General features: G+C 74.0%; 14 protein-coding genes and 1 tRNA gene. 9 read left to right on the forward strand and 6 right to left on the reverse strand.

Annotated features, from left to right (window positions below):
• Positions 1-198 precede the first annotated feature (198 nt).
• Entirely contained in the window at positions 199-3,756 is a 3,558-nt protein-coding gene (locus CBOVI_RS03805; RefSeq protein WP_010264903.1) for an ABC transporter ATP-binding protein, read from the reverse strand.
• On the reverse strand, positions 3,753-4,535 hold the full coding sequence (locus tag CBOVI_RS03810; protein ID WP_010264908.1) for a hypothetical protein: 783 nt from the start codon (positions 4,533-4,535) through the stop codon (positions 3,753-3,755). The genes CBOVI_RS03805 and CBOVI_RS03810 overlap by 4 nt, the downstream gene beginning before the upstream one ends.
• Positions 4,536-4,874: 339 nt before the next feature.
• Here CBOVI_RS03810 and CBOVI_RS03815 point away from each other — a divergent pair, with 339 nt between their 5' ends.
• Entirely contained in the window at positions 4,875-5,780 is a 906-nt protein-coding gene (locus tag CBOVI_RS03815; RefSeq protein WP_010264912.1) for a hypothetical protein, read from the forward strand.
• 19 nt (positions 5,781-5,799) lie between these two features.
• On the opposite strand, the gene CBOVI_RS03820 is transcribed toward CBOVI_RS03815, so the two are convergent.
• Complete coding sequence (locus CBOVI_RS03820) at positions 5,800-6,447, reverse strand: hypothetical protein (protein WP_125186126.1); 648 nt, start codon at positions 6,445-6,447, stop codon at positions 5,800-5,802.
• Positions 6,448-6,649: 202 nt separating this feature from the next.
• Here CBOVI_RS03820 and CBOVI_RS03825 point away from each other — a divergent pair, with 202 nt between their 5' ends.
• Positions 6,650-8,017, forward strand: a complete 1,368-nt coding sequence (locus tag CBOVI_RS03825) for an FAD-dependent oxidoreductase (protein ID WP_029157693.1) — start codon at positions 6,650-6,652, stop codon at positions 8,015-8,017.
• A 10-nt stretch (positions 8,018-8,027) separates the two neighbouring features.
• On the opposite strand, the gene CBOVI_RS03830 is transcribed toward CBOVI_RS03825, so the two are convergent.
• Positions 8,028-9,488: an amino acid permease gene (locus CBOVI_RS03830; RefSeq protein ID WP_010264922.1), complete on the reverse strand. Its 1,461-nt coding sequence runs from the start codon at positions 9,486-9,488 to the stop codon at positions 8,028-8,030.
• 205 nt (positions 9,489-9,693) lie between these two features.
• On the opposite strand from CBOVI_RS03830, the gene CBOVI_RS03835 reads away from it, so the two are divergent.
• Positions 9,694-12,051, forward strand: a complete 2,358-nt coding sequence (locus CBOVI_RS03835) for a DEAD/DEAH box helicase (protein WP_010264925.1) — start codon at positions 9,694-9,696, stop codon at positions 12,049-12,051.
• 43 nt (positions 12,052-12,094) lie between these two features.
• Here the strand turns inward: CBOVI_RS03835 and CBOVI_RS03840 are convergent, their stop codons facing one another.
• Positions 12,095-12,787: an HNH endonuclease family protein gene (locus tag CBOVI_RS03840; RefSeq protein WP_010264928.1), complete on the reverse strand. Its 693-nt coding sequence runs from the start codon at positions 12,785-12,787 to the stop codon at positions 12,095-12,097.
• 126 nt (positions 12,788-12,913) lie between these two features.
• Here CBOVI_RS03840 and CBOVI_RS03845 point away from each other — a divergent pair, with 126 nt between their 5' ends.
• From CBOVI_RS03845 to CBOVI_RS03865, 5 genes are all read left to right on the forward strand, one after another.
• On the forward strand, positions 12,914-16,429 hold the full coding sequence (locus tag CBOVI_RS03845; RefSeq protein ID WP_183273716.1) for a DEAD/DEAH box helicase: 3,516 nt from the start codon (positions 12,914-12,916) through the stop codon (positions 16,427-16,429).
• Positions 16,430-16,503: 74 nt separating this feature from the next.
• Positions 16,504-17,649 carry an SWIM zinc finger family protein gene (locus CBOVI_RS03850; protein WP_010265001.1) on the forward strand — a complete coding sequence of 382 codons (1,146 nt, stop codon included), beginning with the start codon at positions 16,504-16,506 and terminating at the stop codon, positions 17,647-17,649.
• A 94-nt stretch (positions 17,650-17,743) separates the two neighbouring features.
• Complete coding sequence (locus CBOVI_RS03855; protein ID WP_125185773.1) at positions 17,744-19,057, forward strand: metallophosphoesterase family protein; 1,314 nt, start codon at positions 17,744-17,746, stop codon at positions 19,055-19,057.
• A gap of 3 nt (positions 19,058-19,060) precedes the next feature.
• Positions 19,061-19,963: an AAA family ATPase gene (locus tag CBOVI_RS03860; protein ID WP_010270709.1), complete on the forward strand. Its 903-nt coding sequence runs from the start codon at positions 19,061-19,063 to the stop codon at positions 19,961-19,963.
• A complete protein-coding gene (locus tag CBOVI_RS03865) occupies positions 19,960-22,152 on the forward strand; it encodes an ATP-binding protein (protein WP_183273715.1) in 2,193 nt (730 codons plus the stop codon). Before CBOVI_RS03860 ends, CBOVI_RS03865 begins: the two co-directional genes overlap by 4 nt.
• 181 nt (positions 22,153-22,333) lie before the next feature.
• Here CBOVI_RS03865 and CBOVI_RS03870 read toward each other — a convergent pair.
• Positions 22,334-22,406: transfer RNA gene (locus CBOVI_RS03870), tRNA-Arg, on the reverse strand.
• Positions 22,407-22,517: 111 nt separating this feature from the next.
• Here CBOVI_RS03870 and argS point away from each other — a divergent pair.
• The gene (argS, locus tag CBOVI_RS03875; RefSeq protein ID WP_029157781.1) at positions 22,518-24,188 is read left to right on the forward strand and encodes an arginine--tRNA ligase; all 1,671 of its coding nucleotides are present in this window, start codon (positions 22,518-22,520) and stop codon (positions 24,186-24,188) included.

A 24,188-nucleotide genomic window follows, 5' to 3' on the forward strand; every position in this document is an offset into this window, starting at 1 on the left:
CCGAACGTGTCCGCGGTTCACCCGCGACGGTCCCCGGCCCGCCCGCCGGCCCGGGTGGGCTGTGGGCCGGGTCACTGTCCGGGGCGGGCCCGGGCCGGAAAGGTGTGGCCCGGGTCACCGCCCGGCGCACGTGGGCCCGGCTCCGGTCAGGGGTCGGACTGCCCCGCGTCGGTCAGGGGTCGGGCTGCCCCGCGTCGGTCAGGGGTCGGGCTGCCCCGCGTCGCGCCACAGCCGGGCGTACACACCGTCCGCCGCGAGGAGCCCGTCGTGCGTGCCGTCCTCGACGACCCGGCCGTCGGCCATGACGACGACGCGGTCCGCCCGCGCGGCCGTCGTCAACCGGTGGGCGACGATGACGGCGGTGCGCCCCCGGGTCGTCGCCGAGATCGCGTCGACGACCTGTTCCTCGACGTCCTCGGCGAGGGTCGCCGTCGCCTCGTCGAGCAGCATGACCCGCGGGTCGGTGAGTTCCGCCCGGGCCAGCGCGATGATCTGGCGTTGCCCGGCCGACAGTCCCTCGCCCCGTTCGCGGACCGGCTCGTTGAATCCGCGCGGGATGGACGCGAGGATCCCCGTGCCGCCGATGCGTCGCACGGCGTCCTCGATCTCCGCGTCCGTCGCGTCCGGGACGCCGTAGGCGATGTTGGACGCGACGGTGCCGGAGAACAGGTGCGTCTCCTGGGGGACGACGCCGACCTGCCGCCTCCACGCACGCAGGTCCGCCTCCCGGAGGTCCGTCCCCCCGACCGTCACGGCCCCGGTCGTCGGGTCGTAGTAGCGGGAGAGGAGCTTGACCACGGTGGACTTCCCCGCCCCTGTCGCGCCGACGAGGGCGGTCGTCCCGCGGAAGGTGAGGTCGACGTCGAGGACCGTGCGGACGGGCTCGTCGTCCGGCGTCGCGTACCCGAAGGTGACGTCCATCGCCGGGGTGCCGCTGACCTCGCGGTCGCCGTCGCGGAGCGTCGGCTGCTCCCGCAACAGGTCCCCGATCCGGTCGAGGCTGACCTTCGCCTGCTGGAACTGGTCGAAGACCTGGGAGAGCTGCTGGATCGGGCTGAAGAACTGGGTGAGGTAGAGGGAGAACGCGACGAGCACGCCCTGGGAGATCCGGCCGTCGGCGACCATCGTCGTGCCGACGGCGAGGACCGCGGCCTGGGCGATCTCCGACAGGGCGTTGATACCGGGGAAGAAGACGCTCACCGCCGTCTGCGCCCGGGTGCGCAGGTCGCGGTACCGCGCCGACTCCCCGGCGAACCGCCGGAGGATGTCGTCCTCGAAGTGGTAGGCGTGGCTCGTCCGCAGACCGGTGACGGCCTCCTGGAAGGTGGCGTTGACGCCGCTGACCGTCGAGCGGGCCTCGGAGTAGAGGCGGGCGACGAGCCCCCGGAACCACCACACGGCGAGGCCGATCACCGGGAGGAACACCGCGGCGATGCCGGTGAGCTCGAGGTCCGTCGTCGCCAGCATGACGAGCATCCCCACGAGCGTGGCGACGGCGACGACCGTCTGCGACACCCCGGTCTGGAGGAACTGGGACAGCGAGTCGATGTCGGTCGTCATGCGGGTCATGATCCGGCCGGACGCGGTGCGCTCGAAGAAGTCCATGCCGAGGGTGTTGATGTGCGCGTAGCTGCGGACCCGCAGGGCGTAGAGCACGCGCTCACCGGCCCGCGCGGTGAGCACCTGGTTGACGGCGAGCGCCACCCAGCTCACGACGACGATGACGAGCGCGACGACGGCGGCGCCGGTGACGACGTCCATCGCGGAGTGCGCGACCCCGTCGTCGAGGGCGTGGCGGATGACGGTCGGCAGGGTGACGTCGGCGGCGACGGACAGCAGGAGGGTGACGATGACGGCGACGAGCAGTCCCCGGACCATGCCGAAGAGGCTGCGCAGCGAGAACGGTGCCGTGTACGGCGGGACCGACGGCTGTTCCGTCGCCGGGGGCAGGCGGTCGACCCGTTCGCGGAGGTCGGGCATGGACGCGGCCGCGGCGTCGGCGACGCCACCCCGGCCACCGCCGAGCCCGGCGCCGAGGCCGTCTCCGCCCGGGCCGGCGAGGTCCGTCGCGGCGTCCGCGTCGTCGTCGGCGGGGTCCGGCCAGAGGTCGCGGACCGGGGGAGCGGGGAGTTCCACCGTCGTCTCCGCGAGGCGCAGCGTCGACGACCGGTGGCCGGTGACGACGAGCGTCAGCGGGACGTCCGGGGTGGATTGCTCGTGCAGCTCCCGGAGGTTGTGCAGGATGCGGGCCTCGGTGGAGGCGTCGATCGCGGAGGTGGCGTCGTCGAGGATGAGCAGCCGCGGCCGGCGCAGGATCGCCCGGGCGAGGGCGATGCGTTGCCGCTGGCCGCCGGAGAGCGTGAGGCCGCGCTCGCCGACGACGGCGTCGTACCCGCCGATGCCGAGGATGAACTCGTGGGCCTCCGCCGCCCGCGCTGCGGCGACGACCTCCTCGTCCGTCGCCTCGACGCCGAGCCGGATGTTCTCCCCGACGGTGAGGGAGTAGAGTAAGGGCTCGTCGAAGACGAGCGTGGGCCGGTCCTCGTCGGCGAGGTCCGTGAGCGGGACCGGAGGTGCGGTCGGGGAGGTGACGACGAGGTCGACGCCGTCGTCCTCCAGCCCCGCGAGGGCGCGCGACAGGACGGTCTTCCCGGAGCCCGCGGGCCCGGTCACCGCGACGGTCGACCCGGGCCGGATGTCGACGGTGACGTCGACGGGGCCACGGGTCACGCGGCCGCGGATCCCGAGGGGGCCCGGGACGTGGACGGTGCCGCGACGGCGGCGCGGCATGTGCAGCAGCTCCATGACCCGGTCGACGCCGGCCCGGGCGAGCTGGATCGTGATGAGCATGGACGACGTCATGCGCGTCGTCCGGGCGATGAGGGTGACGTACGTGCTCGTCGCGAGGAATTCGCCGACGGTCACCGCACCCGTGACGGCCATCCACCCGCCGACGACGATCGTCGCGACCATGGCGACGTTGGGGATGTTCGCGAGCGCCGGCTGGAACCGGGCGGTGAGTTTCGCCTCGCGCATCCGCAGGGAGAACAGGCGGGACGACATCCGGTCCATCGTCCCGACCTCGCGGTCCTCCTGGGCGAAGCCCTTGACGATGCGCACGCCGGTGACCGTCTCCTCGACCTGGGTCGCGATGTCCGCGGCCTGCTGCTGGCCGGTCCACGTCGCGGCGAAGAGGGTGCGGCGGCTGCCGACGGCGATCCACACGAGGACGGGGATCTGCGTGAGCACGACGAGCGCGACCGGCAGGGACATCCACAGCATGACGGCGGCGACGGCGACGACCTCGACGAGCCCGCCGACGAACATGGGGTACATCGCGAGCATGCTCTGGATGAGCGTGAGGTCGGAGATCGACCGGGAGACGACCTGCCCGGTGCTCAGCCGGGAGCGGGCGTCGCCGTCGAGGTGGTGGAGGGCGTCGAGCACGGCGACGCGCAGGTCGTGCTGGACGGAGACGGACAGGCGACCGGCGGAGTACCGGCGGAGGAACTGCAGGACGAACCGGATGAGGGCCGCGACGACGAGGGACCCGACCGCGGCGGTGCTGCCGTCGACGGCCCGCCCCGCGAAGAACGGGAGCATGACCTGGAACAGCGGGACGGTGACCGCCGCGCCGAAGGCGACGGCGAGGACCACCCGGTGCCGCAGGCAGACGCGGAGGAGCGACGTGGTGGGGGTGGTGGGCGGCGGCGTGTCCTCCGGGCGCGGGGCCCGGGTGGCCCGGGCGACGGTCACTCGGGCTGCTGGTCACCGAACACGCGGTGAACCTGGTCGATCATGGCGGTCGCGATCCTGCGGTTCGCGCGGGCACCGAGGAACGCCCCGACCCCGAGGGGGAGCAGCTTCTGGAACGCCGCGCCGGTGAGCCGGCGGCGGAGCTGCCGGAACGCGAGGGTTCCGAGCCGGGAGTTCATCGACAGCATCTGGCGGCCGGTGAGTGCCCGGAGCCCGCTGAGCCCCTGCTGGCCCGCCATCGCGGCGACGACGTCCGAGCCGGAGGAGCCGGCGATGGTGAAGAGGATGAGGGCACGGCGGACCTCGGTGTCCTCGACGTCGAGGCCGTGGAGCCGGGCGCTGGCCAGGGTGTAGAGCGCGAAGATCTCGACGACGGCGAGGGCCTCGCCGCCGGCGGCCCCGATGCTGAGCAGGGTCCCGACGCCGGGGATGAAGGCCAGGCCGCCCGTGCCCGCGCCGGAGCCGGTCGCGAGGGCGAGGAAGTGCCGGTCGACGATGCGCTGCTGCTCGGCGAGCGGCTTGTCGCCGTGGTGGTCGAGGATGTGCGTGACGTACTTGCTGATCGCCGGCCCCTGGAGGGAGGCGGCCTTGTCGACGGCCGCGAAGAAGCGGCGGGCGAGCACGCCCTCCGGGGCGTCGAGGCCCCGGAGCTCGTCGAGGGCGGTGCGGGAGGCGTCCGAGAGCTCGGTGGTCCCGGCGTCCTCTCCGGTGCCGCCGTCGGCGGAGGTCGGGGCGGGGTCGTTCGAGCGGCGGCGGGAGAACGGGTTCGGCAGTTTCACGGGGTGCTCCTCGTGTCGGGGCTCGGATGATCGGGCGGTTCACGCGACGCGGGGCCGTCGCCTCCGCGGGGTCGCGGGTGCCGGGCCCGGCGTGGGTGCGCGGCGGTGGACCGGTCGGGCCCGGGGGTGGGTGTCCCGGTGGTCCCGGTGTCGGGTCCGGGGCTCGTGTCCGCACACAGTGTAACGACGGTACCCCGGTTCACCGGGGGCGGTGACGTCGGAGCCCGGGGTGGGTGGGAGCCGTGACAGGGGGTGACCGGCTAGGATGGGCGCCACACCGTCCGGACGACGGCGGTGACCGTCAGAACCGTGGGGGATCGCCCCGAGAAGGGACTTGTCATGGGTTTCTATGAGGACATCGCTGAGGCACTGGACAGGGACGGTATCGAGGCACGGGTCAACGACTCGACGCTGTTCGTTCCGATCACGTCGGAACTCGAGATGCAGTTCGTGGCGATCGACGCACCGATCCCGGCGGCGAACGTGTACGTGGCCGTCGCTGACGTCACCGAGGACGATGAGGAGTTCGAGGCCGCACTCGTCGGCGCGGTGTTCTCCGTCGAGGACGCGGTGGAGCAGGTCGCGAAGCACGTCGTCACCGACCAGATCGTGACCGTGCTGCGGGACATCCTCGAGGGGACGGACGACCGCATCAGTGACCTCGAGTTCACGCAGGACCACGCGGAGCCGTTGCGCGTCCGGGCGGAGATCGGGGACACCTCCGAGCTCGTCGTGACGCTGACGACCGAGGACAACGTCCCGGCCGCGTCGGTCGAGTTCGTCACGTTCGGTGACGACTTCGAGGACCTGCTCGACCAGGTCATCGCCGAGGTCTGGGGTGAGGAGGCGGACGACGAGGGGGAGCCGCTGGACCCGGACCGTCAGCAGGCGTTCAACGCCCTCGTCCAGGAGGTCGCCCAGGCGACGCAGGAGGTCCTCGAGCTCGGAACCTTCACCGACTTCGACACCCTCTTCGACGTCCTGGCGGTCGCGCAGAGCCAGGCCCGCGACTGGGAGGAGCAGCTCGTCCCGCTCGACGACGGCTGGGAGGAGATGTGGGACGAGGACTGGGACGACGATGAGGACGAGGACGACGACGAGCTCGCCGACGTCGTCATCGAGGTCGTCCCCGCGGACGACGACGATGACGAGGACGACGGGGACGACGACCTCGACGGGGACGACCGCGACGACGACGGGGACGACGACGCCGCTGCCACGCGGGGTTCCACCGCGGGCCGCTGACCCGGGGGTCCCGCCGCCGTCACGCGGCATGACGCGGCCGTCCGGCCGTGCCGCCGCACGCAGGCCCTGACGGCACCTCCGCCGGCGCGCCCACCGGGGCGGCGGGGCCACCGAGGTCGCGCTCGCGGACGAGCGCGGTGTATGTCCACCGGTGCACGGTGCCCCGGGCGCCCCGGCGGTGGTCGGTCAGCAGTTCCGTCCGCGGGGACCCGCTGGTGAGCCGGCGGAACAGGGACGTGATGAACGGGCCGGCGGTCCGCACGGCGGAGCTGCGCCCGGTCGGTCGGCGGGCCCGACCGGTCCCCGCCGCGGGCACGGTGACCTCGCCGGTGAGGGTGACGACGAACAGGGCCTCGTCGGCCGGGGCGGTACTGCCCGTCAGTGACTCCCACATCGCGGACGAGACCTGACGGCGGGCCACGGTGACGGTGACGGGGAGGCCCTCGTGGGACAGCCGGACGGCCGGCGGGCGCCAGTCCGGGGTGAGACGGGCCCGGCTCCGGGGGTGGCGGAGCACCGCCGCGCACCGCTCACGGGTTCGGGAGGCCGGGTCGCCGGTCGGGCCGCCCGGCGGGTGGGAGGGCCCGGCCGGGCGCGTCGGGGTGGTGCGACGGGTGGTGTGCCGGGTGGTCTGCCGTGTGGTCTGCGGGGGATGGTGTCGTGTCATGCCGCGCACGCTACGACACGGCCCGGACACCGTCCGCCGACCCCGCCCCGAAAATCGAACACGTGTTCGGTCCGGACGGACGGTCGCCGACGGCGGTCCCCGCGCGGGGAGGCGGGGCGTGGCGTCGGATAGCATGGCGGGGAAGACCGCGGCCGTGACACCGGCGCGCGGTGAATGACGACAGGAGAGCGTGGCCCCCGCAGTGACAGAGCAGCAGACCGCACATCCCGTGACCGACGTGGCGGTGATCGGGGCGGGGGCCGCCGGGCTCGCCGCCGCCCGGACACTCCGTGCCGCGGGGGTGGGGTGCACGGTGCTCGAGGCCTCGGGTCGGGTCGGGGGGCGCATCGGCTCCGAACGCGTCGGGGACGTCACCGTCGACCGGGGCTTCCAGACGGTGAACTCGTGGTACCCGGCGGTCAAGGAGGTCCTCAAGCCCGGCGAGTACTCCTCCCTCGGGATCCGGTCCTTCCTGCCGGCCGTGCAGTGCGTGACCCCCGACGGCCTCGCGATGTTCGGCGACCCGGTCCGCGCACCGCAGCTCGTCCCGACGCTCCTGCGCTCCCGGATCAGGGCCGCGCTCTCCGCCCGGGACGCCTTCCACCTGCAGCGGTGGCTCGGCCGGGAGGTCCGGCACCGCTCCTCGCTGGAGGTGCGCCCGGTCACGGACCGCACGGTGGACCGGGACCGCGCGGTCGGTGACTCCCTCGACGCGCGGCGGATCACGGGGGACACCCGCCGGTACGTCATCAACCCCGTCCTCGAGGCCCTCCTCATGGACCCGGCGTTCGAGACCTCCGAGCGGCTCGCCCGGTGGGAGATCGTCGCGGTGCTCCGCGGGGCGCTCGGCCTGCCGGACAACGGGATGTCCGAGCTCGCCGTCGCCCTCGGCCGCATCCCCGGGGTGGGGATCGACCTCCACTCGCCGGTGGCCGGGCTCGAGCAGGACGACGACGGCGTCACGCTCCGCGTCGCCGACGCCGACGGCACGGCGGACCGCACCCTCCGCTGCCGCTACGCCGTCGTCGCGACGGAACAGGCCCACACCGCCCGGCTGCTCGGGCTGCCGGTCCAGCCGGCGCGGGGCATGACCACCTGGTGGTTCCTCGCCGACGGTGCGGCCGGGGACGGCGCGTCGACCACCGGCCGGACGACGGACGGGGGACGGCTGCCGGTCATCACCGTCGACGGCTCCGACCGGACGCAGCTCACGTCCGTGGCGGAGGTCACCGCCGTGGTGCCGTCGTACGCCCCCGGTCGGTCGCTCGTGCAGGCGTCCGTCGTCCACCGCGAGGGGGTGGCGTGCCCCGACGACCGCACCGTGCGCGACCAGGCGGCGTCGCTGCTCGGGGGGACGGCGGCGTCCTGGGAGCTCGTCACGCGGCACGACTGCCCGCGGGCGGTGCCGGTCGTGCCGCCGGGCCGCAGGTTCCACTGCGGTGACGCGGACGTCACCCACGGGCGTCGGGTGGTCCTCGCCGGGGACCACACCGCGTCACCCTCGATCGACGGGGCGTTGCGGAGCGGTCAGCGTGCCGCGCGGATCGTGACCGGGCTGCTCGGCGCCTGACCCGTCCGGGTCACCCGCGGGGGTCGGTCCCGGTGGGGTCCCCGGTGGGGGCCGCGGGGTCGACGGGCGCCGCGGCGCGCAGGCGCGGGACGACCCGGGCCACGTAGAGCACGGACATGCCGAGGGTGAACACGACCCCGGCGACGAGCGCCGACCGGAACTCCGGCAGCCACACCATCGTGCCGAAGGTGACGAGGATGACGGCGACGGCGGCGTACTGGCCGTACGGCCAGAACGGCACGGGGAAGGTCGGGGCGGTCCGGCGGCCCGCCTCACCGGCCGCCCCCGCCCGGCCGCGCCGCCGGGAGGCGATGTGCGCCAGCAGGATCATGAGCCACACGAAGACCGTGGCGAACGTCGCGAGCGCCGCGATGGACGCGAACAGCCGCTCCGCCGAGGGCACGAGGAGCTGCAGCGAGACCCCGACGACGAGCACGACGAGGATCGCGCCGACCGTCGTCCCGGGCACCCCGGCGCTGTTCACCCGGGCGAACGCCCGGGGCGCGAGACGCTCCGTGGCCATCCCGAAGATCACGCGCCCGGCGCCGAAGAGGTCCGAGTTGATCGCCGACAGCGCGGCGCTGATGACGACGACGTTGAGCAGCGCGGCGGCCCAGCCGACGCCGAGCCCGCTGAAGATCTGCACGAACGGCGACTGTTCCCCGGTGATCTCCCGCCACGGGATGACGGAGACGATGACCGTGATCGCGAGGACGTAGAACAGGAGGATCCGGGCGGGGACGGTGTTGATCGCCCGCGGGATGACCCGCTCCGGGTCGTCGGCCTCCCCTGCGGTGACGCCGATGATCTCGGTGCCGCCGAAGGCGAAGAGCACGAGGATGAGGGCGGCGAACACCCCGGGGACCCCGTGCGGGAACAGGCCGCCGTCGTTCCAGAGGTTGTCGACGCCGACCCGCGTGCCGGTCTCGACGTTGAACACGAGGATCGCCGCCCCGCCGACGATCATGGCGATGACGGCGGTCACCTTGACGACGGTGAACCAGAACTCCAGCTCGCCGAACCACCGGGCGCTCGCGAGGTTCGCGGCGCCGACGACGGTGAGCGCGACGGCGACCCAGACCCAGCTCGCCGTGTCGGGGAACCAGAACTTCATGTACAGCGCGATGGCCGTGAGGTCGGCGAGGCAGACGATGACCATCTCGAAGGCGTACATCCACCCGGTGATGTAGCCCGCCCAGTCGCCGAGGTGCCGGCGGCAGTACTCGGCGAAGGAGCCGGGGACCGGGTGGTCCACCGCCATCTCGCCGAGGGCCCGGAGCATGAAGTACACGACCGCGCCCCCGAGGAGGTAGACGAGGATGACGCCCGGGCCGGCGGCGGCGATCGCCCCGGACGACCCGTAGAACAGGCCCGTGCCGATCGCGGACCCGAGGGCGATGAAGTGGATGTGGCGGTGACGAAGGCTCCGGCGCAGGGTTCCGGCGGCGGCCGGGCGGGCGGTGTCAGGCATGTGCCACATTCTCTCACGGTAAGCCGGTCCGTCCCTCACGGTGTGCCGGAGGCGGGGTGCGGGGAGGGGTCCGGGGCGGGGTGCGGGTGGCACGGTCGGAGGGGGGTCGGGGGGCTCGACGCCGCCCGTCCGCGGGCGGGCGCCGGGCCGGTGGGCCGGGCGTCGAATCGCTTTTGACGCGGGCAGCCAGTACCGTTGGGCCATAATGAGTGATATTGACAACGTCACCGGCGACGTGAACACGCCGGACACCAGTGGCACGCCGGAGACCCCGGACACGCAGCAGGGACAGGCCGGCCAGACCGGCCCCGGGGCGGAGGCGCAGCCGCTGGAGGTCGCGGACGTCCTGGACGGTGACAGTGCGGTGGAGGACACCGCCGACGCCGGCACCGACACCGCTGACACCGCTGAGACAGACGACGCCCCCGAGACCACCGACACCGCCGCCGACGACACCACGGGCGCGGAGACCACCGACGCCGCCACCGAGAGTGCCGGCAGTGCCGACACCGACAGCGCCGGGAGCGCAGACGCCGGGAACGACACCGGCAGCACCGACGGCGCCGACAGCGCCGCCGCCGCGGAGCCGGCCGCCGCGCCGGAGCCGGGCACGACCTTCGCCGACCTCGGCCTGCCCGAGCGCGTGCTGCGCGCCGTGACCTCCGTGGGGTACACGGAGCCCTCGCCGATCCAGGCCGAGACGATCCCGCTGCTCATGGAGGGTCACGACGTCGTCGGCCTCGCCCAGACCGGCACCGGCAAGACCGCCGCCTTCGCCCTGCCCGTCCTCGCGGGCATCGACCCCACGCAGCGCTCCACCCAGGCGCTCGTCCTCGCGCCGACCCGTGAGCTCGCCCTCCAGGTCGCCGAGTCCTTCCAGTCCTTCGCCAACTCCCTCGGAGGCGTGAACATCCTCCCGGTGTACGGCGGTCAGGCGTACGGCGTGCAGCTCAGTGGGCTGCGTCGTGGCGCACACGTCGTCGTCGGCACCCCCGGTCGTGTCATCGACCACCTGGCCAAGGGCAGCCTCGACCTGTCCGACCTGCGCTTCATGGTTCTCGACGAGGCCGACGAGATGCTCAACATGGGCTTCCAGGAGGACGTCGAGCGGATCCTCGGGGACACCCCCGACGGCAAGCAGGTCGCGCTCTTCTCCGCGACGATGCCCTCCGGCATCCGCCGCCTGTCGAAGCAGTACCTGAACAACCCGCGTGAGATCACGGTGAAGTCCAACCAGCGGACGGCCGAGAACATCACGCAGGACTTCCTCATGGTCTCGCACCGCAACAAGCTCGACGCGCTCACGCGCATCCTCGAGGTCACGGACTTCGAGGCGATGATCATGTTCGTGCGGACGAAGAACGAGACCGAGGAGCTCGCCGAGCGGCTCTGCGACCGCGGGTTCAACGCCGCCGCGATCAACGGCGACATCGCGCAGGCCCAGCGCGAGCGCACCGTCGACCAGCTCAAGGACGGTCGCCTCGACATCCTCGTCGCGACCGACGTCGCCGCCCGTGGCCTGGACGTCGACCGCATCACGCACGTCTTCAACTACGACATCCCGCACGACACCGAGTCGTACGTCCACCGCATCGGCCGGACGGGCCGTGCCGGGCGCTCGGGCCGGGCGATCCTCTTCGTCACGCCGCGTGAGCGTCGTCTCCTCAAGGCGATCGAGCGGGCGACGAAGTCGACCCTCAACGAGATCGACCTGCCGGACGTCGACGCGGTGAACGACGTCCGCAAGCGGAAGTTCGCGCAGTCCCTCACGGAGTCCCTCTCCGACCCGCAGGTCGGGATCTTCCGCGAGCTCGTCACGGCCTACGCCGCCGAGCACGGGACCGACATGGCGGACATCGCCGCGGCCCTCGCCGCCCAGGCGCAGGGTGGGGCGGAGTTCCTCGTCAAGGACCGTCCGCCGGAGCCCCGGCCCGAGCGCCGGGGGAGGGACGACGACCGCCGCGGCGGCGGTGGGGCGTTCCGGCCCTTCGCCGAACGTTTCAACCGGACGCCCCCGACGGTCACGGACCGGCAGGGCAAGGAGCTCGCCGTCTACCGCATCGCGGTGGGCAAGCGGCACCGGGTCCGCCCGGGCGCGATCGTCGGTGCCCTGGCCAACGAGGGCGGGCTGAACTCGCGCGACTTCGGCCGGATCAACATCTTCACCGAGCACTCGCTGGTGGAGCTGCCGACCGACCTGCCGAAGGAGATCTTCGAGAAGCTCGACAGCACCCGGATCTCCGGGCAGCTCATCAACATCGAGCCGGACCCGGGCGCGCCGAAGGGCCGTCCCGCCCGTCACCGTGACCGTGACGACCGCGATTCCCGCGGTCGGGGCGGCCGGGACGACCGTGGTGGTGACCGTGGTGGCCGCGGTGGTTTCCGCGGGCGTGACGACCGTGGTGACCGTGGTGGTGACCGTGGTGGCCGGGGTGGTTTCCGCGGGCGTGACGACCGTGGTGACCGTGGCGGTGACCGTGGTGGCCGCGGTGGCTTCCGCGGCCGGGACGACCGTGGTGGCCGTGACGGCGACCGCGGCGGGTTCCGCGACCGCACGCGCTGAGCCGCCGACCCCGGGGGGGGAGAGGGGGACGACGGCGCGGCCGTCAGGGGGAGCAGGCGCGACGTGCGGCGTCGGCGTCGGCCGTCGTCACCGCGAGACCGTACTCCCCGGCGACCGTGAGGTACCGGGCGGCGTACGGGCACCGGGCGTCGGCCGCGGGCGGGAGCCATTCACCGAGGGTGCCGTCGCTCTTCGCCCGGTTCACCGCGCTCGCCGTCACGACGAGATTCCGCGCCGTGTCGTTGCCGAAGCGCCGGCGGGTGGGGCCGTCCCACGCGTCCGCGCCGAGGTCCCACGCCGCCGACAACGGGAAGACGTGGTCGATGTCCACCTCGTCGGGGGTGACCTCCGCGTGGGTGTAGGCGTCGGTCGTCGTCCCGGTGGCGCGGGGGCACCCGGAGCGGCGGGACGTCGGTGACCGGGGGAAGACCCGGAGCACGACCGCGTTCCGCGTCGTGCAGCCGACCCCCGTCGCCGGCGACGGCCCCCACACCCCGAACAGTTCCCGGTCGTAACCGAGCACCCGCGTGCGGCGGGGCAGGATGCGGAGGGTGGACAACGCCGCGGCGACGACCCGGCGGTCGTCGGCCCGGGGCGGGACCGCGGACCAGGGGGCGCGGGGGTGCGCCGGGTCGCCGGGGCCGGTCGGTCCGCCGGGGCCGGTCGGGGAGGTGACGACGAGCGCGACGGACGTCACGGCGGCGAGGACGGGGACGACGTGGCGGATGATGTGCATGACCTGTTGGTCTCCGCGGGGCGGGCGGAGGTTCCCCGGGTGGGGTGTGGCGGGTGCACCGCCGGATATCGAACATGTGTTCAGGGTGGGTGAGGTTTCGTCCGGGGTGCATGGTAGACCGGTGGCATGACGCGCCACCTCCTGCACACGCTCTGGTTTCCCGACCGGGGCCTCCACCTGTGGGTGGAGAAGGTCGAGGGGCACGCGGTGGTCACCGATGTCGCTGACCTGGAGGACAGCGACCTCGACCCGGACATCCTCCGGATCCTGGGGCGGCGGCCGCTCCGGGGCGGCCGGTCGGTGACGGTCGCCACCCCGAAGGGGAGGCTCCGGACGTTGCCGGTCCCGACGCAGGGGCACACCCCCGAACAGGCGCTCGGTGTGCTGTCGACGTTGTCCGCGATTCGCCGCCGGCGGGGCAACGGCGGGCTCAGCCCGGAGACGGTGTGGCTCACCGTCCTCTACGACCTCGTCCGGGAGACCGTCGCCGCCGGCCGGGTCATGGTGCGGGTCCAGCGGGTCGACGGCCGCTCGTACCCGCTGTGGACGATCTCCCCCGGTGGTCGGCACCAGCGGCCGCTCGGGGAGTTCGTCGCCCACGCCCCGGTGGTCCTCACCCGGAACGGAGGGGCGGACGTCATCCGCCGCTGCGCGGACGACCTCGCCCACTGGATGTGCGTCGGCCTGCTCCGCGCGGGGCTGGAGGACGGTGAGGTCGGCAACCCGTTCGTCCGGGCGCTGGCGACCGGGGACGAGACGCGGACCGTGCCGGCGGCGGTGACGCGCGCGCTCAACCAGTGGCGCCGCCGGAGGCTCGACGACGCCTCCTCGCTCGTGCTCGTCCTCGACGAGCCCGGCGACGGCACCGGCACGGGGGAGCCGGACGCGCCGGACAGGCCGTTCCTCGTCGACGTGAACGCCGTGGCGGACGGGGGCACCGGGGGCGACGCCGAGCCGGCGGCGGGGCGCGGCGCGGAGGGCCCGCGGTGGCGGGCTGAACTCGGCCTGTCGGTCAACGACGGTCCGCATGAGCCGGTGGTCGCCGCGGAGGCGACCGAGGGGGAGCGGGCCCGGGTCGCCGACGCCCTGCGCCGCGCGGTGTCGGCCTGGCCCCGTCTCGCGGAGCGGTCGGACGCGGTCGACGCCTGGCTCCGGTCCGGGGTGTGGTTCCCCGCGCCGGAGTCGCTCACCGGGGACCCGGTGAAGGACCGGCGGGTGCACCTCAGCCTCGGGGCGGATGACGTGGAGGACCTCCTGTCGACCGGGGTGCCGGCGTTGCGCGGCGTCGGGGTGGAGGTGCTCGTCCCCCGCGGGTGGCGGGTCGTCTCCCCGCAGATCAGGGCGACGGCCACCCCGGTCGGGCAGGGGCCGGGGGCGGGACGTCTCGGGACCGAACAGGTGCTCTCCTTCGACTGGGACGTCTCGGTCGGTGACGTGCAGCTGACCGAGGTGCAGAAGCGGGAGCTGCTGAGCTCGGCGGCGACGATGGTGCAGATCAACGGCAGGTACGTCCGGCTCGACGCCGCGACGCTCGCGCCGGCCAGGCGGTACTTCCGGGCACTCGCCGACGCCGCCGGGGCGACCGCCGGCACGGGCCGCGACGGGGACGGCGGCGGGGGCGGGACGGACACCGCCGCCGGACCCGCCGGGGCGGGCGGACCGGGGACGGTCACGGTGCGGGACGTCATCGAGGCGAACCTCGCCGCCGCGCGGGACGCGGCGGCCGCCGACCCGTTCGGCGGTGTGACGGTCGAGGCGCCGGGGTGGATCGGGCGGATCCTCGGTACCGGGGCGTCGGGCACCGGGACGACCGGGGCGGAGGACGCCGAGGGGACCGGTGCCGGGCGGGGGATGGAACCGCCCGACCGGGTCGAGGTGCCGGCGACCGTCGTCACCCCGTTGCGGGACCATCAGGAGCGGGGGGTGAGCTGGCTCGCCTGGATGTCCCGCCACGGTGTCGGCGCGATTCTCGCCGACGACATGGGGCTCGGGAAGACGCTGCAGGTCCTCGCGCTGCTCGCGTGGGAACGCGAGGCCGGGGAGTGCACCGGGCCGACCCTCGTCATCGCCCCGACCGGTGTGCTCGACGCGTGGGAGCGGGAGGTCCGCCGGCACGTGCCGTCGCTGCGGGTCCTCGTCGACCACGGATCGAGGAAGGTGGACGACGGGAGGTTCGCCGGTGTGGTGGCGGAGCACGACGTCGTCCTCACCTCCTACGGGACCGTCGCGCGGAACCCGGAGCGGTACGGCTCGGTGCACTGGGGGCGCGTCGTGGCGGACGAGGCGCAGAACATCAAGAACCCGGACACGCGGCAGAGCCGGGCGGCGCGGTCGGTGCCCGCCGACCACCGGATCGCGCTGACGGGCACACCGGTGGAGAACCGGCTCGCCGACCTCCACTCGATCATGGACTTCTGCAACCCCGGGGTGCTCGGCAGCCCGGGTGCGTTCCAGGACAGGTTGGCGATCCCCGTGGAACGGTACGGGGACGAGAACGCGCTCGACCAGCTGAGACGTCTCGTCGACCCCTTCATCCTGCGCCGGCTGAAGACCGATCCCGCGGTGGGGCTGAACCTGCCGGAGAAGCGGGAGTTCATCGAGACGATCCCGCTGACCCGCGAACAGGCCGCGCTGTACGAGGCGTACACCCGGGCGTGCGAGCAGATGCTGCGGCAACGCGACGCCGGCCGCAAGGGCCTCATCCTCGCGGCGCTCATGCGGATCAAGCAGATCTGCAACCACCCGGCGCACTTCACCGGCGACGGCTCCGGGCTGCTCGCGAACGGGGAACACCGGTCGCTCAAGGTCGCGCGGCTGTTCGAGATCCTCGGCGAGGCACTGCAGGACGGCAGGAAATGCCTGGTCTTCACCCAGTTCCCGTCGTTCGGCCGGATGCTCGTGCCGGAGCTGGAACGCCGGTTCGGCTCGACGGTCCCGATGATCCACGGTGGGATGTCGCGGCGTGACCGGGCGCGGACGGTCGAGGCCTTCCAGTCCGACGACGGGCCGTCCATCCTCATCCTGTCGGTGCGCGCCGGGGGCACCGGGATCACCCTCACCCGGGCGTCGGTGGTCGTCCACGTCGACCGCTGGTGGAACCCGGCGGTCGAGGACCAGGCGACCGACCGGGCGTACCGGATCGGGCAGGACCAGGACGTCACCGTCCACAAGCTCGTGACGAAGGGCACGCTCGACGAGCGCATCAATGACATCATCTCCTCGAAGCGGGACCTCGCCGGCACCGTCGTCGGTGCGGGGGAGGGGTGGCTGTCGACGCTGGACGACGACATCGCCGAACTGTGGCGGTTGAACAGGGCGACCGTCGACACCGGGGAGTACGCCGACCCGCGGGCCGGGCGGCCGCGACGGACCGGCCGGACGCCCGTCGGGGGCACCACCGACAGCCACTGGGAACGGGAACTCGCCGACGCGACGGACATCGTGCTGTCCGTCATCCGCGAACGGAACGCGGCGAAGACGTCGTGGGTCGACCTCCTGGAGTCCGGTGACGGGGACGACGCCGCCGGGGGCGGGGATGACGGCAGCGGCGACGGTGGCGGCCCCGCGTTGAGGGTCGTGCCCGGTGACGACGGGGGTGGGGGCGCCGACGCCGCCCCACCGGGCGATGAGGGTGCCCCGTGACCGGGGCCGCGGCACATCGACGATGATGGACGGACACCAGACAGACACCCGACGACGCGAGAGGAGGCGGTGTGATGGCCGGCGACGGACCCACGGGGCACGGTGACGACACCGGCCGCGGGCGGGCCGCAGGGCGGCGACGCTCCGGGACCCCGCAACCGCAGTGGGGGGACAACGTCGTCGTCGGCGACTTCTCGCGACGGCGGCGGGCACCGGCCCGGACCACCGGGACCGGGGACGGCGACGGACCGCCCCCGCGCGACGGTGCCGACCGGGGGCAGATCCTCCGCAGCGGGGACGGCAGCTGGGCCGGGGACCAGGTCATCGCCGCCGTCGCCGCCCGGGCGGACGCCGGCCGCATGACCCGGGGCCGGAACTACTACCGGGACGGCAACGTGGTGTCCCTCGGGATGGACCTCAACTGCGTCGCGGCGGAGGTCACCGGCTCGCAGCGCGAACCCTTCTCGGTGGACATGCGGTGGCAGCCGCTGGCCGACCGGCACCGGGCGTTCCTCGAGGCGGAGTTCTCCGGCGACCCGTCACACCTCCGGCTGCTCCTCGCCGGACGGGAACCCGGCCCCGAGGTCGCGGCGCTGCTGCTCCGACCGGACCAGCTCGTCGACTCGTGGTGCACGTGCCCGGACCACGGCCCGATGTGCAAGCACCGGGTGGCCGTGGCGTACGCGCTGGCCGACCACCTCACGACGGACCCGACGGCCGTGCTCACGTGGCGGGGGTTCGACACGCCGGCGGTCCTGGCGGCGATGCGGGCCCGCGCGGCGGTGCACGGCACCACGGCCCCGGGCGGTGACGACGCGACGGCCGGACGCTCCGGGACCGCCGTCGGGTGGGGCCACGGTGACGGTGGGACGGCCGGGGTGGCCGGTACCACCGGGCCGGACGGCACCGGGGACGGCACCACCGGCGGGCCGGCGGGGCCGGAACCGGTGTACTCGTCCGGGGAGTTCTGGGGTGACCTCTCGGTCCTCCCGAACTGGGAGCACTGGGGGCCCGAGCCCGGGGTCGACCACGGTGACACCGGCGCGCTCTCGGAGGCGATGCGGGGCGTGAGCTGGAACAACGTGGACGCCCTCCGGTCCACCCATGAACTGGGGCGGTGCTACGAGGTCATGATGGAGGCCGGGGCCGACGGGACACCGGACCCGTGGGCCGAACCCCTGACCGCCCGCCCGGACGACGACCCCACCGACGCGCCATGACAGACACCCCCGACCACGACAGCATCGCCGACAGCATCGACCACAGCACCGACGACAGCACCACTCACGACACCACCCACGACAGGGCACACCGATGACACAGACCTTCCGCTACCTCCACACCTCGGACTGGCAGCTCGGCATGACCCGCTGGTTCCTCGGCGGCGAGGCCGCCGCGCGCTACGCCGCCGCCCGGCTCGACGCCGTCGAGACGATGTTCCGCATCGCCGAGTCGGAGCGGTGCGAGGCCGTCGTCGTCGCCGGGGACGTCTTCGACGACAACCTGGTGGACAGCCTGACCTGGCAACGCACCGTCGACGTCCTGCGCACCGCCCCGGTGCCCGTCTACCTGCTGCCGGGGAACCACGACCCCTACGACGCCGCGAGCATCTACCGGGACGAGGTGTGGCGCGACCTCGAACCCACCGTGACCGTCCTCACCGACAACGCCCCACGCACGGTCCGCGACGGGGTGGAGATCATCGGCGCGCCGCTCACCGCCAAGCAGATGACCGAGGACCCCGTCGCCGCCGCGCTGCGCGGGCTCGAGGCCCGCGGTGCCGGCCGGGCGCGGGGGATCCGGGTCGTCGTCGGGCACGGGGCGACCCAGTCGCGGGGGAGTGTGCCCGACCCGGGGACCATCGACGTCGGGCGTGCCGCCGCGGCGTGCCGGGACCGGTGGATCGACGCCGTCGCCCTCGGCGACACCCACTCCACGACCGACCTCCACCCCGACGGGACGGTCTGGTACTCGGGAAGCCCCGAACCGACGGACTTCCGCGAGGAGGACGGTGGCGGGGAGTCCGGCTCCGGTCAGGCCCTCGTCGTCGAGGTCAGCGTCGCGGACGACAGCCCGGAGGCCCGGGAGCGGCCGGCGACGGTGACGGTCTCCCCGGTCGACGTCGGGACCTGGAGCTTCCTCGCGCTCTCCGCGGAGATCAACGGACCGGAGGACGTCCGGGACTGGATCGCGCGGCTGGAGGAGCTGCCGTCGAAACGGACGACCGTCGTGAAGTACGCGCTGACCGGCAGCGTCGACCTGACGACGAGCACGCTGCTCGACCGGGAGACCGACCGCCTCGCCCCCGGCTTCGCGGCCCTCTACCCGCGCGAGCGGCTCATGGACCTGCACATCACCCCGTCCGACGAGGAACTCGCCGACGCCGCATGGCCCGGGCCGGTCGGGGCCGCGGCCCGGCGTCTCATCGAGATGGCCGGCACGCCGGGAACCCCGGGCGCGCCGGGGGCGTCGGGCACGCAGGACTCCCCGGGTGCGGCGTCGGGCACCCCGGGCACGCCGGCCGTCGCCGGCGGGGCGGACGCGGCGACGGCGCGGGACGCCCTCAAGCTGCTCCACCGGTTGTCCACGTCCACGGGACAGACCGGTCACACCGGACGGAGAGGATAGGCCGTGCTGCGCATCCATTCACTGAGCCTCGACCACGTCGCCGGCGTCCGCCACGCGGAGCTGACGGTCCCGGACCACGGCGTGACCGTCGTCCACGGCCCCAACGAGCGGGGCAAGTCCACGCTGCTCAAGGCCTTCCAGCTCCTGCTCAGCGACTACAAGAGCACCTCGAGCGCCGCGAAGGTCCGGGTGCTGAAGAGCACCTTCGCCGACGAGCCGACGACCGTCGCGGCGTCGCTCACGGTCGGGCCCCACAGGCTCGAGATCACGAAGTCGTTCAACAAGGGGGCGGGGACCTGCATCCTCACGGTGCACACGCCACGGCCCGAGCGGGTGACGGGTGCCGAGGCCGTCGGCCGGTTCAGCGAGATCCTGCGGTCCGAGCTCGACGCCGACCTGCTGGCGGCGCTGACCGTCGAACAGGGGGACACGCCCGGTGTCCTGGCCGTCGCGGGCATCGGGGCGCTGGACAGGGCCCTCGCCGGTGCCGGTGCCGGTGACAGTGCCGGTGACGGGGCGGCGAAGGTGACGGCGCGGAAGGCGACGACGGCACCGGCGCGGAGCCGGGCGGTGCCGCGGACCGGCTCATCGCGGCCATCGACGCCGAGTACGGGCGCTACTACACCGCGAAGACAGGGAAGCCGACCGGGGAGCTCCGCGCGGCGGTCGAGGCACTCGACGCGGCGACGGAGCGCCTCGACCGGTGCCGCCGCGAGTACGAGGACGCGCAGGCGCTCATCGCCGAGGTCGACCGGCTCACCGAGGCCCGGAGCGCCGTCCACCGGCGCATCCCGGACGCGGAGGCGGAGGCCGACCAGGCACGGCGTGACCATGAGGAGGCCCGCCGCGCCCGGGATCTCGTCGACCGGGCGCGCGACGCGCTCGGCCGGGCCCGGGCCGACGTGACCCTCGCCGAGACGCAGCGGGACCGCCGGGCGGCGGACGTCGCGGCACTCGACCGGGAGCGGGAGGCCCTCGCCGCCGCGGAGGCCGAGGTCACCGGGCTGGCGACCGCGGCGCAGGAGGAACGCCGTCGGCTCGGGACCATCGACGCGACCCGCGAGCTCGTGCGTCGTCGACGCCGGCTCGTCCGGACCGCGACCGGGGCGGTGGAGGCAGCGGTGGAGGCGCGGTCGGCGGCCGCCACCCTCGACGAGCGGCGGCGGCAGCTCGCGGAGAGCACCGCCGCCGAGGACCGCACCCGGGCGGCGGAGCAGGTCGTCGCGGAGAACCCGGCGACCGCCGAGGGGCTGGCCGCGATCCGGCAGGCGGACCAGGACCTCGTCCTCGCCGGGAAACTCCGGGACGCCGCGGCGACGGCCGTCACCGTCACCGGTCCGGCCGGCGCGGAGGCCGTCGTCGACGGGGAGACCCGGCCCCTCGACGGCGGGGTCGACCTGAGGGCGGTGCGGGAGACGACGATCGGGCTGGGGGAGTACGAGGTGGTCGTCACCCCGGCCCGCGACGTCCGCGACGCCCAGGCGGAGGTCGACGACGCCCGGCAGGCCCGTGACCGGCTCCTCGCCGCGTGGGGTGTCGGGGACGTGGCGGAGGCGGAGCAGCTCGCCCGCCGCCGGGTCACCGCCGGGGAGGCCGTGACCGAGGCGAGGATCGCCTTCAGCCGGGTGACGGGAGGTCGGTCGCTCGGCGAGCTCCGGGAGGAGGTCGACGCCCTCACGCGTCGGGCGGAGGAGGCGTACCGGAGGTGGCGGACGTCCGCCCTGGCCCTCGCGGAGGACGTCGGGGACTCCCCGGCGGGCGACGGTGGGCCTGCCGGGGCGCCGGAGTCCGGGGCCGTGGCAGGGGACCCGGTGGACGCGGCCGGTGGGGAGGCGCCCGACGCCGGGGTGGACGTCCCGGATCCCGCGGGCTGCGCGCGGCGGCTCGTCACCGACTGGGGCCTGACACCCGCCGGGGACGACGCACCCGCCGGGGACACCCGCGCGGACCAGGCCACAGCCGACCAGGACAGCGCCTCCGGGGACGCCCAGGCCGACCAGGCCGGCACCGCCGGAGAGCCCCGCGCCGACCAGGACAGCGCCTCCGGGGACGCCCAGGCCGACCGGGCCGGCACCGACGCCGCGGTGCCGGACGCCGGCGGCCCCGACGACCTGGAGACGCTGGGGACGGTCGACGCCGCCCTGGAGTCCCTCGCTGAGACGTTGCACGACGAGCGGGACCGCGTCGCCCGGGGTGCCGTCGCGGTGCGCTGGGAGACCCGCCGCGCCGAGTGCGAACGCCAGTCCGGTCGCATCGCGCGGATGGAGGAGGAGCTCCGCCAGGCCCGGGAGTCCCGGTCCGACGCCGCTCTCGACGAGGCCGTCGACGCGGCCCGCCGCGCCGTCGAGGACAGGACCGCGGTCCTCGACGAGCACCGTCGGGACCTCGGCGACCGGGACGTCGACGTGCTCGCCCGCCTCGCCGCGGGGGCCGCCGACCGGGTCACCCACGTCCGCCAGGAGGACGTGCGGCTCCGGGAGCAGCTCAGCCACGCCACCGGTGCACTCGGGCGCAGCGGGGGCGCCGCGGAACGTTTCCGCGCCGCCGAGGCGGACCACGCGCGGGCGGCCCGGAGCGCGGAGGCGGTGAGGGCGCGCGCCGCGGCGGCGGAGCTGCTCCACCGGGAGACCCACGCCGCGCGACGCGAGGCGCGGGAACGCCACGCGGCCCCGTTCACCCGGGCGTTCGACCAGCTCGCGTCGGTCGTCTTCGGCAGGGGCGTGCACTTCGAGTTCTCCGCCGACCTGGCCGTCGTCCGGCGGGTGGCCGGCGGGGAGGTGCTGGAGACCGGGCAATTGTCCGGGGGCGCGCAGGAACAGGTGGCGCTGCTGTCGCGCCTGGCGGTCGCGACGCTCGTCGGCTCCGGCGGCTCGGTGCCGATCATCATCGACGACGCGTTGGGCAACACCGACCCGGAGCGGCTGAAACTCATGAACGCCGTGCTCGGGATGCTCGGTGACGATCACCAGGTCATCGTGCTGACCTGTGACCCGGGGCGGTTCGACCGGATCGGCGGCGGGGCGACGCTCGTCGCGATGGACGAGCTGCTCGCGGCCCCGGCGGACAGGGACGCCCCCGGGGCACAGGACGCCTGACCCGCGCCCGCGCCCGGCCCCGCCAGCCGCGTTCAGCCGTCCGCGCCGGCAACACCGCGCCCCACCACCCGCGCCCGCCCCGGCCCGTCCGGGGGTGCCCGCGCCGGGACCGCCCCCACACCCACCCCGGAACGCAGAACCGGGGTACGCTGTGTGGCGTACCCCGGGGAAACCGCTGTCGTGCCCTCGAGACGATTCGAACGTCCGACCGCTGGTACCGGAAACCAGTGCTCTATCCCCTGAGCTACGAGGGCGTGTACTGCCTGTCGGCGGTACGGGTTGTGACTATAGCACCACGCCCCCGCCAGACCGGAAATGCCCCGGCAGGACGGGGGGAAACGGGCCGTTTGTTACTCTCATGCACTGTGACTCCAGCAGAATTGTCGACCGTCATCACGACCACCGCCCGTGCCGTCCTCGCGGACCACGGACTGGACCAGTCCGTCGTCCCCGAGCGCGTGACGGTGGAACGCCCCCGCAACCCCGAGCACGGCGACTACGCCACGAACATCGCCATGCAGGTCGCGAAGAAGGCGGGCACGAACCCGCGCGAGCTCGGGACGTGGATCGCCGCCGCCCTCGCGGAGCGTGACGACGTCGACGAGGCGACCGTCGCCGGCCCCGGGTTCGTGAACATCCGCCTCGCCGCCGCGGCGCAGGGGGAGCTCGTCGCCACGATCCTCGCCGCCGGTGACCGCTACGGGTCGTCGGACGTGCTCGCGGGTGAGCGGATCAACCTCGAGTTCGTCTCGGCGAACCCGACGGGCCCGATCCACCTCGGCGGCACCCGCTGGGCCGCGGTCGGTGACTCGCTGGGCCGGATCCTCGCCTTCCGGGGGGCCGACGTCACCCGGGAGTACTACTTCAACGACCACGGCACGCAGATCGACCGTTTCGCCCGCTCGCTGCACGCGGCCGCCCGGGGCGAGGCGGTCCCGGAGGACGGCTACGACGGCCGGTACATCCACGACATCGCCGCGACCGTGACGGAGGAGAACCCCGGCTGGACCGACCTTCCGGAGGCGGACGCGCTGGAGTTGTTCCGGTCCCGGGGCGTGGACCTCATGTTCGCGCACATCAAGCGCACCCTCGCGGAGTTCGGCACGGAGTTCGACGTCTACTTCCACGAGAACTCGCTGTTCGAGGCGGGGGCCGTCGACCGGGCCATCGCCCGGCTCAAGGACAGCGGCAACCTCTACGAGGCCGACGGCGCGTGGTGGCTGCGCAGCACGGACTTCGGGGACGACAAGGACCGCGTCGTCATCAAGTCCGACGGCAACGCCGCGTACATCGCCGGCGACATCGCCTACATCGAGGACAAGTTCGAGCGGGGCCACACGCTGTGCATCTACATGCTCGGCGCGGACCACCACGGCTACATCGCGCGGCTGCGCGCCGCGGCCGCCGCGCTCGGCCACGACCCGGAGCAGGTCGAGGTGCTCATCGGGCAGATGGTCAACCTCGTCCGCGACGGGAAGACGGTGCGGATGTCGAAGCGGGCGGGCACCGTCGTGACCCTCGACGACCTCGTCGAGGCCATCGGGGTCGACGCCTCCCGGTACGCGCTCATCCGGTCGTCGGTGGACTCGTCGCTGGACATCGACATGGGCGTGTGGACGAGCCGGTCGAACGACAACCCGGTGTTCTACGTCCAGTACAGCCACGCGCGGCTCAGCGCGCTGGTGCGCAAGGCGGGGGAGCGCGGCGTCGCGATCCCGACGTCGGGCGAGGGGCTCGACCTGTCCCTGCTCACCCACGAGCGGGAGGGCGAGCTGCTGCGGACCCTCGGCGAGTTCCCCTCGGTCGTGTCCTCGGCCGGTGAGCTGCGGGAACCGCACCGGATCGCCCGGTACGCCGAGCAGCTCGCGGGAACCTTCCACCGCTTCTACGACACGTGCCAGATCCTGCCGAAGGCGGACTCCGGGGAGGAGCCGCAGCCGGTGCACCTCGCCCGGCTGGCGCTGGCGGAGGCGACGCGCCGGACGGTCGCGACGGCGCTGCGCCTGCTCGGCGTCTCGGCGCCCGAGAGGATGTGA

The organism is Corynebacterium bovis DSM 20582 = CIP 54.80 (assembly GCF_030408615.1).
Lineage (GTDB): Bacteria > Actinomycetota > Actinomycetes > Mycobacteriales > Mycobacteriaceae > Corynebacterium > Corynebacterium bovis.

Excerpts from the sequence above, each read along its gene's own strand:
- CBOVI_RS03835 (WP_010264925.1), top strand. The coding sequence starts at position 9,694 with ATGAGTGATATTGACAACGTCACCGGCGACGTGAACACGCCGGACACC.
- CBOVI_RS03830 (WP_010264922.1), bottom strand. The coding sequence starts at position 9,488 with ATGCCTGACACCGCCCGCCCGGCCGCCGCCGGAACCCTGCGCCGGAGC.
- CBOVI_RS03845 (WP_183273716.1), top strand. The coding sequence starts at position 12,914 with ATGACGCGCCACCTCCTGCACACGCTCTGGTTTCCCGACCGGGGCCTC.
- CBOVI_RS03855 (WP_125185773.1), top strand. The coding sequence starts at position 17,744 with ATGACACAGACCTTCCGCTACCTCCACACCTCGGACTGGCAGCTCGGC.
- CBOVI_RS03820 (WP_125186126.1), bottom strand. The coding sequence starts at position 6,447 with ATGACACGACACCATCCCCCGCAGACCACACGGCAGACCACCCGGCAC.
- CBOVI_RS03850 (WP_010265001.1), top strand. The coding sequence starts at position 16,504 with ATGGCCGGCGACGGACCCACGGGGCACGGTGACGACACCGGCCGCGGG.
- CBOVI_RS03815 (WP_010264912.1), top strand. The coding sequence starts at position 4,875 with ATGGGTTTCTATGAGGACATCGCTGAGGCACTGGACAGGGACGGTATC.
- CBOVI_RS03840 (WP_010264928.1), bottom strand. The coding sequence starts at position 12,787 with ATGCACATCATCCGCCACGTCGTCCCCGTCCTCGCCGCCGTGACGTCC.